We start from the raw sequence: 833 nt of genomic DNA on the forward strand, positions 1-833 counted from the left end.
TTCTCATCTGAATAATCGTTGCCTAGACGTGCCGCGATGAGCTTTCCCTTGGCGATGCTGTGGATGGGGGCTCCGCGGGATGCGGTCAGGTGGATGCCATTGTGCCAGGTCTGGTTCGCACCAATGGGGTACCATCCACCATCCGCCGTCTCGTTGTTCGTGTAGTAGTTGCCCAGCTGATTCTTGTTGAATGAGCTGGTGCCACCCAGACGAAGTGGATAGTGCAGGTGACCCCGGAACCTGGCTTCTTTGGCTGCCATCGTCTCCCTCCCGCTGACGAATCTAACCGACCTTCACGACCTGTTGCATACCGGCCGAAGCGGCAGTTGCGCGCTGATCCCACTCCACACCGTACCGATTTCTGGAGGTAGACTCTCTCGCCATGCGCGTTCCTCTCGACCGGCTGCTTCTTTCCGGAGCGTGTCATCCCTCCCTCGATGGAGCCATACGGGAGCTCGCGGCGTGACGTCGAAGAAGGAACGCAAGCCGGCCAGTGGCAAGGGCCGGGCAGGGAAGGGCGCCTCCGGTACTGACCCGAAGGTGGAGTCCTCCGTCCGGGGTCGAGAGGTGGTGAGGCGCGAGGACTCGCCCCTGCGCCGCGCGACGCCGAGGGAGTTGCCCGCCATCGAGGGGGCATGGGATGAGGGCGGTCCGCTCCCCGCGCCCGTGCGGCCCCGGCGGCCAGCGGCACAGGAGCTTTCGTCCAGGAGCGTGTCCTCGCCGCGCCGGGACACTCCGCGCGACCTGCCCGCGGTGGGTGAGGGGGCAGCGACGTCCGCGGCTCGCACCGGCGGGGTGCCAGAAGCGCCCGTAGCGTCCGCGGAGTCCGTGAC

At 66.3% G+C, this 833-nt stretch carries 1 protein-coding gene and 1 pseudogene; one reads left to right on the forward strand and one right to left on the reverse strand.

The genetic code is table 11. The features are described from left to right. Window positions 1-260: M23 family metallopeptidase (locus tag Q664_RS44260; protein WP_043411058.1), on the reverse strand; the 260-nt coding region annotated here is incomplete at its 3' end. Between the two features lie 202 nt (window positions 261-462). On the opposite strand from Q664_RS44260, the pseudogene Q664_RS59670 reads away from it, so the two are divergent. Beyond that, window positions 463-833: pseudogene (locus Q664_RS59670) on the forward strand (hypothetical protein); the annotation flags it as partial.

It is taken from the genome of Archangium violaceum Cb vi76 (genome assembly GCF_000733295.1).
Lineage (GTDB): Bacteria > Myxococcota > Myxococcia > Myxococcales > Myxococcaceae > Archangium > Archangium violaceum.